General features: G+C 49.1%; 6 protein-coding genes, 2 tRNA genes and 1 pseudogene. All 9 read right to left on the reverse strand.

Annotation, left to right across the window (positions count from 1 at the left end):
• Positions 1 to 8: 8 nt before the first annotated feature.
• A tRNA-Gln gene (locus tag STRDD11_RS11190) sits at positions 9 to 80 on the reverse strand.
• A gap of 96 nt (positions 81 to 176) precedes the next feature.
• A tRNA-Tyr gene (locus STRDD11_RS11195) sits at positions 177 to 257 on the reverse strand.
• A 50-nt stretch (positions 258 to 307) separates the two neighbouring features.
• Positions 308 to 538, reverse strand: coding sequence for a DUF2969 domain-containing protein (locus STRDD11_RS11200; RefSeq protein WP_128837376.1), 231 nt, complete (start codon positions 536 to 538; stop codon positions 308 to 310).
• A 101-nt stretch (positions 539 to 639) separates the two neighbouring features.
• On the reverse strand, positions 640 to 1,668 hold the full coding sequence (locus STRDD11_RS11205; RefSeq protein WP_128837485.1) for a branched-chain amino acid aminotransferase: 1,029 nt from the start codon (positions 1,666 to 1,668) through the stop codon (positions 640 to 642).
• Positions 1,669 to 2,028: 360 nt separating this feature from the next.
• Positions 2,029 to 4,479: a DNA topoisomerase IV subunit A gene (gene parC, locus STRDD11_RS11210; RefSeq protein WP_128837377.1), complete on the reverse strand. Its 2,451-nt coding sequence runs from the start codon at positions 4,477 to 4,479 to the stop codon at positions 2,029 to 2,031.
• A 243-nt stretch (positions 4,480 to 4,722) separates the two neighbouring features.
• Positions 4,723 to 5,541, reverse strand: a complete 819-nt coding sequence (locus STRDD11_RS11215) for an aminoglycoside 6-adenylyltransferase (protein ID WP_128837378.1) — start codon at positions 5,539 to 5,541, stop codon at positions 4,723 to 4,725.
• 16 nt (positions 5,542 to 5,557) lie between these two features.
• Positions 5,558 to 6,094, reverse strand: a pseudogene (locus STRDD11_RS11220) (GNAT family N-acetyltransferase).
• A 29-nt stretch (positions 6,095 to 6,123) separates the two neighbouring features.
• Positions 6,124 to 6,729, reverse strand: coding sequence for a protein adenylyltransferase Fic (locus STRDD11_RS11225; protein WP_128837379.1), 606 nt, complete (start codon positions 6,727 to 6,729; stop codon positions 6,124 to 6,126).
• Between the two features lie 26 nt (positions 6,730 to 6,755).
• A partial coding sequence (locus tag STRDD11_RS11230) for a DUF6261 family protein (RefSeq protein WP_128837486.1) occupies positions 6,756 to 7,264 on the reverse strand: 509 nt, incomplete at its 5' end.

The raw sequence follows: 7,264 nt of genomic DNA on the forward strand, positions 1-7,264 counted from the left end.
CCTAAGAACTGGGGTAGCTGGATTCGAACCAACGCATGAGGGAGTCAAAGTCCCTTGCCTTACCGCTTGGCGATACCCCATTATTATAAGCATAAACTTTCCCATTCATTGGCTCTAAGCAAGGAACTCTCACTCAAGGTTTTGTGCAGCCTTTTGAGAGTCTTGTATCTCAGATATGGAGAGGGAGGGATTCGAACCCCCGAACCCGAAGGAGCGGATTTACAGTCCGCCGCGTTTAGCCTCTTCGCTACCTCTCCAACAACCAACGATACCCATTATAACATTAATACAATGAAAATGCAAGCCCTTATTTGCCTAAATTATAGGTTTCAATCAAACTTTCAACGGCTTTTTCAAGCTTTTTATAAAAACTCTCCACACTGCCATTTTTTATAATAGCAAATTGACCGTCCAGTTCTGCAATCTCACCGATGACCTTCTTGCCGATAGACAGGCGGCAGCCGTCAAACTGCTCTGCCCCGACCTGAACCTTGCTGTCCGTAATCTGAATTTCGATTTTTTTATCTTTTTTGCTCATTTTCTACCTCTCTCAAAGCTCTATTTTACAAAAAAATAGCGGAGCTGGCAAGTCTTACCCTGCTATTTTGCATATTAAAAGAGCCGCAAGGGCTCCTGTAATTAATCGACTTTCACAATCCAGCCTTCCGGCGCTTCAACATCGCCAAACTGGATACCGGTCAGCTCATCATAGAGCTGGCGGGTAACAGGTCCGACTTCTGTCTCACTATAGAAGACGTGGAAATGATCGCCGTGCTGAATGCCTCCGATAGGAGAGATGACTGCAGCCGTACCGCAGGCACCCGCTTCGGTAAATCTATCCAGTTCTGCAAGAGGAACATCGCCTTCGACTGGCTTAAGCCCCAGTCTGTGCTCTGCCAGATAGAGCAGGGAGTACTTGGTAATAGAGGGCAGGATAGATGGGCTGAGCGGAGTGACAAACTCTCTGTCCTTGGTAATACCAAAGAAATTGGCAGAACCGACTTCCTCAATCTTGGTATGGGTCGCCGGGTCAAGGTAAATCACATCTGAGAACTGCTTGTCCTTGGCAATCTTACCTGGCAAAAGACTGGCCGCATAATTCCCGCCGACCTTGGCTGCCCCCGTTCCGTGAGGAGCGGCACGGTCATAATCAGCAGAAACGATAAAGTTAGTCGGCGTCAGACCGCCCTTGAAATAATTACCAACCGGCATGGCAAAGATGGTAAAGATGTACTCATCTGCCGGCTTGACTCCGATAATATCGCCAACCCCAATCAAGAGCGGGCGGATATAGAGAGTACCGCCCGTTCCGTATGGCGGAACATAGTCTTCATTGGCCCGTACGACCTGCTTGACTGCATCCACAAACATCTCTGTAGAGACCTGCGGCATGAGCAGGCGGTCAGCTGTCCGCTGCAGCCGCTCTGCATTTTTGTCCGGCCGGAAAAGCTGAACGCTGCCATCCTTGGTACGGTAGGCTTTCAGTCCCTCAAAAGCCTGCTGGCCATAGTGCAGACAGGGAGAAGATTCGTGCAGATGCAAGGTCGCATCTTCTGTCAGCTGTCCCTCTTCCCACTGACCGTTTCGGTAATAGGCGATGTAGCGATAAGGCAATTTCATATAGGAAAAGCCGAGATTTTCCCAGTCAAGATTTGCAGTCATAGTCATGTCCTCATTTCTAAGATACTGTATCATAATGGCACCTCATCTGGTCAAGCTGGTTAGAAGAACAGGCTCTGAACTGTTCCTTTTAACGACTCTCCAGCAGATTGGTGCTTTCTGTCATACTCCCTATTTTACACCTTTTTTAGATATTTTCAAGTGTTATTTTCAATTTTCAGAAAATTTTTATTTTTTCAGACTTTCTCTTTAATCCCAGACTTGTTTGGAAACTTCTGGCTGGATTCCTTGAGAGTTTCAGAGAACGTAGGCTTCGCTATCGCTCTGTCTATGAGTCAATGGCTCTAAACTCAGCCGCGTCTCGTTAAGAGCCATAGAAAAACCAGCTCGTTTGAACTGGTTCTGAATCTATTTGATATGGGCAGCAAAGACTTCCTCATCGGAAATGCTATCCGAGATAAAGCTGCCGTTGCTGGTCCGTTCAGACAGGCTGAGACTGGCCAGATTGATGTCGTAAGCTGTGCCTTTATTGGATGTAATTTGCAGAATCTGCTCCTCGCTGACTTCTGCCTCTGTGGTAAAGAGGTCAAAGTCCGCCTGTCCGGCATAGACAGGTCCGGCTGCAAAGACACGGTGGGGCTTGGATTTGAGCTCCCTCAGGACCTGCAGGCCGCGATTGGCCCGGCTGGTAACAGGAATATCTGCGACCGCCATGCGCTTAAGAGAACCGCGCTGGGTCAGGATGTAAAGTGAGTCTGTATTAGCGATAAAGGCTGCGGCTAGGACGTCATCCTTTTTGAGGTTGATAGCCTTAACTCCAGCTGCCTTGGCTCCGATAACCGGCACTTCCTCAATATTGAAGCGCAGGGCATAGCCATTCTTGGTCACGAGCATAACATCATCCAGCTTAATCGGTGCCAGAGCAAGGACTTGGTCTTCTTCATTTTTCAGCTTGGCAAACTTGAGTGCCTTAGACTTATAGGTCCGCCAAGGGCTGAACTCCTTACGCTCCACGCGCTTGATCTGCCCCAGCTTGGTAGCCGCAAAATAAGTCCCCTCGTCAAAGCTGTCCACGATTTCCGTGTAAATCACTTCTTCCTGGGTATCAAAATTGCTAATCGTCTGACTGAGGTGCTCGCCGATTTCTTTCCAGCGAATGTCTGCCAGCTCATGGACCGGACGATAGATGACATTGCCCAGACTGGTGAAGATCAGCAGATGCTGGGTTGTCTTGGCAGGACTGACAAAGATCAGACGGTCATCGTCCCGCTTGCCGATTTCCTCCAGTGTCGAAGCAGAGAAGGAACGCGGGCTGGTCCGTTTGATATAGCCGGAACGGGTGACGCTGACATAGGTCTCCTCCTCGACAATGAGGCTGGCTGTGTCAATCTCAATGGCATTTGCTCGATCCTGCAGCTCGCTGAGACGCGGGTTGCCAAACTTCTTCTTAACATCACGCAATTCCCGCTTCATGAGATTGTACAGGGTGCGCTCATCGCCGATGATGGCAGAAAGCATGGCAATCTTCTCGCGCAGCTCTGCTTCTTCCTCCTCAAGCACCACCACGTCGGTATTGGTCAGGCGGTAGAGCTGGAGGGTGACAATGGCCTCGGCCTGCTCCTCGGTAAAATCATAGCTGACCTTAAGATTTTCCTTGGCGTCTGCTTTATTTTCAGAAGCACGAATCAGGGCAATCACCTCATCCAAGATCGAAATGACTCGAATCAGTCCTTCCACGATATGGAGGCGTTTCTCGGCTTTGGCCTTGTCAAAGCGGCTGCGGGCCAGGATAATCTCCTTGCGGTGGGCGATATAGCTGGTCAGAATGGGCACAATCCCAACTAAGCGCGGCGTGAAATTGTCAATAGCCACCATGTTGAAATTGTAGTTAATCTGCAGGTCGGTGTATTTGAAAAGGTAGTTGAGAATCAGCTCAGTATTGGCATCTTTCTTAAGCTCGATAGCAATGCGCAGGCCGTCCCGGTCGGACTCGTCCCGCACTTCGGCAATGCCGGCCACCTTGTTATTGACCCGCACATCGTCAATCCGCTTGACCAAGACCGCCTTATTAATCTCATAAGGAATCTCGGTGATGACAATCTGCTCCTTGCCGCCCTTGAGCTTCTCAATCTCGGTCCGCGACCGCACCACGACCCGGCCCTTGCCGGTTTCATAGGCTTTCTTAATCTCGTCCCGGCCTTGGACAATAGCTCCTGTCGGGAAGTCCGGCCCTGGCAGAAAGTCCATGAGCTTGTCCACCTTGGCAGACGGATGGTCAATCATATAGATGACCGCGTCAATGACTTCGGCTAGATTATGAGGTGGAATGTCGGTCGCATAACCAGCGGAAATCCCAGTTGCTCCATTGACCAAAAGATTGGGAAAGGCTGCCGGCAGAACGGTCGGCTCCTTCTCGGTATCGTCAAAGTTCCAGGCAAAAGGCACCGTGTCCTTCTCAATATCCTGCAGGAGATAGCCGGCCATCTCAGACAGCCGCGCCTCGGTATACCGCATGGCCGCCGGCGGATCGCCGTCCATGGAGCCGTTGTTTCCGTGCATCTCAACGAGAATCTCACGGTTTTTCCAGTCCTGAGACATGCGGACCATGGCGTCATAGATGGAGCTGTCCCCGTGAGGGTGGAAATTCCCCATGATGTTCCCGACCGACTTGGCCGACTTGCGGTAGCCCTTGTCAAAGGTGTTGCCGTCCTTATTCATGGAGTAAAGAATGCGGCGCTGCACAGGCTTAAGCCCGTCGCGGATGTCGGGCAGGGCCCGCTCTTGAATGATGTACTTGGAGTAGCGGCCGAAGCGCTCTCCCATGATGTCCTCGAGGGACATGTTTTGAATGTTACTCATATAGGATACAAAGCCCGTAAAATACAAAGTGAAAATAGGAAATTCTTGCAGTGAGCGATGCTCACAAGAGAATTTATCTTTTTCACACAGTATTTAGGGCGTGTTCAACTCCTTTCAAAGAATGTAGAGTATTTTTTATAAAATAAAGGATAGTTTACGGAAATTAGTCCCGTGTTCAGTTACTATAAGTAACCAAACTATCCGTTCTGTAGTTTAATGTTTTAAATTACGTTCTTTATTTAGTCAGTGATTGGGAAGTCTAGCTTCAGCATACTCCATCATCTTCTCTGCAATTGCTTTGTCATAGGGGAAGCCGGTTTTGAGAGAGAAAGCTTGGGCTTCTTTGTGGAAAAAGTCCATGGTAGCTAAGAGAGACTTGGAGAGGCTTTTCTGGTCAGAAAAGTCAAGCAAGGCTGTAAATTCTTTCTCTTTCTCAGCAGGCAAATGCTGAAAGAGGTACTTGTAGTTCTTGCCAACATCGACCGTTCCCTTATCTGCTGCCACTTGCCAAGCTAAAAGCCTGAGCAATTCTTGCTGGCAGATTCCATACAGATGATCCGTCGCATAGACAAGGTGGTTCCGATGAATGCCCTTGACTACATAAGCCGAGACCCACCAAAATTCATTGCAGGATTTGTCAAAGTCAGTCGCACTGGCTGGTGCCATCCAATAGCGGTTGGGGGTCGGTGCATAAGGAGCAAACAGTCCCTGCACGTCATCCAGCACCGTAAAATTCGCTTCGCTATCCACCCACTCTTTGATGTGCTCCTTGGGGCAAAGGGTCAAATCTATCCGATTGCCATCTTCAAAGAGCATGAGATAGAGGCGGCGATGGTCTACTAGGACATGCTGCTCAATCATCCGCTGGCCAAAGCGGTCCAGCCAAGCAAGGTCAGCCACCAGGCCATCCAAATCCTCCACAATGTAGACCACATCATAGTCTTGGAACTCGTCCTTGGGAGCCTTTGGGTTTGTCCGCGAGCCGGACATAGCAACAGCCTCGACCTGTAGCGCTTTTGCAGTTTGCAAAATCAAATCAAACATCTCGGTTTCAGTTCTCATGGGAATACCTGCCTTTTTAGTTGAAACTCTTGATTCTGTAGAGGACGTGTCTATAAAGCGGACTGTCTGCTGGAACTTTTTCGTTATCAAACTCTTTGACAAATTCCATGCTTAGCTTTTGCATGACTTTTTGCGAAGGCTGGTTGAGCAGGGAGGTGAAGGAATAGACTTCCGACAAACCTGCTCTCTGAAAGGCAAAGTCTAGACAGGCTTGGGCAGCCTCCGTCGCATAACCACGATTCCAAAACTCTTTTCGCAGACGTCAGCCTATTTCTACAGCTTCTTTTCCAGCAAAAATCTGTAAATCCGAATGGTGCAGACCTACCAAGCCGATGAACTCCTGACTGGACTTTTCTTCAACAGCCCAAAGACTGTAGCCATAAGCCTTAACTTCATCTTGAATGCCCCGATAAAGACGCAAGGACTCCGCTTGACTATATGGCTTTGGGAAATACTGCATGACCTCTGGATCCCGATTCAGAGCAATCAAAGCTTGCAAATCAGATTCCTGCAAGTCCCGTAAAATGAGACGGTCTGTTTCAAGAATAGTCATCTAAACACTCCTCTGTAAACTTTCTTATCTCACAACTCCTCAGCTTTATATAGGCTATAACCTTCATAGTAGTAACTATGGTCAACGCCCTTCATGTAGAGGTTGCGGTTATGAATGTCCTTTGTGAGGGCTTGCTTGAGGACATGCTTAATCTCTGTATCTCGAATGGGGCTGCGTTCCATGGCTAGGAGGTAGTCTTCCTTATCGACTTGAGACCAGTCGATGACTTGCCCCAGCTCAGCCTTGAGCAGGTGGTCCAGCCACAGCCTCATACTTCTGCCGTTCCCCTCTCGGAAAGGGTGGGCGATATTTAGCTCAACATACTTTTCGATGATTTGGTCAAAGGTCTGCTGAGGCATGCGGTCGATATTTTCCAAAGAAGCTGCCAGATACATGACAGGCGCAAAGCGGAAAGACCCTTTGGCAAGATTAACCGTGCGAATCTGGCCCGCAAAGTCATAGATTTCTTCAAACAAGAATTTATGAATAAAGGTCAGAGTCTCATAAGTGCCAGCTGGCTTGCTGTCCAAAAGCTGGTCCTCAAAAAGCTGTTTGGCACGGGCTTTACTGATCTTTTCTTCCATCTTTGCTAGTTCCAGTGAATCAGTTATGCCCAGTTTATTGTCAAGCGTCATTGGCTGTCTCCTTTCGTCAGAAGTTGCTAGTTCGCCTCCACCACTTCTTCTTTCACCTTCTTAGCAGGTTTGCGTTTTTTGTAGCGGCTGCGGATGGTATTGAGGTGGTCGCGGAGGTCGACCATGTGAGTCCGCTCTGGGTAGGCGTAGGCACCGATAGCGGTGAAGTCCACCAGAAAATCATAGATTTCTTGCAGCTTGAGGCGTACGTTCTTATTCTGGCTAGGTGTCTTGCCCTTGAGTTCAGTCAGGCGCTCCTTGTAGATCTTTTCAAAGACCTTCTGAGCAGCAGCCAGACTGTCGACATGGGCTTCCAGATGAAGCTTAGCCAGTGCTGTCTGGTAGGCCGGATTTTTCAGCTCTTGGAGCAGGTGGTTGATGCCCTCGGTCTCCTTTTCCAAGCTAGTTGCAGCTAGACCAGTGTAGTTTTTCAGGAGCTGAGACAGGGTCTCATAAGCTTCCTTGGTCGCTGCATCCTTGACCCGTGCAAAGGCCCGAACCAAAGACTGGAGCGTACCCAAAGCATCATCGCGCT

The organism is Streptococcus sp. DD11, assembly GCF_001578865.1.
Classification (GTDB): Bacteria; Bacillota; Bacilli; order Lactobacillales; family Streptococcaceae; genus Streptococcus; species Streptococcus panodentis.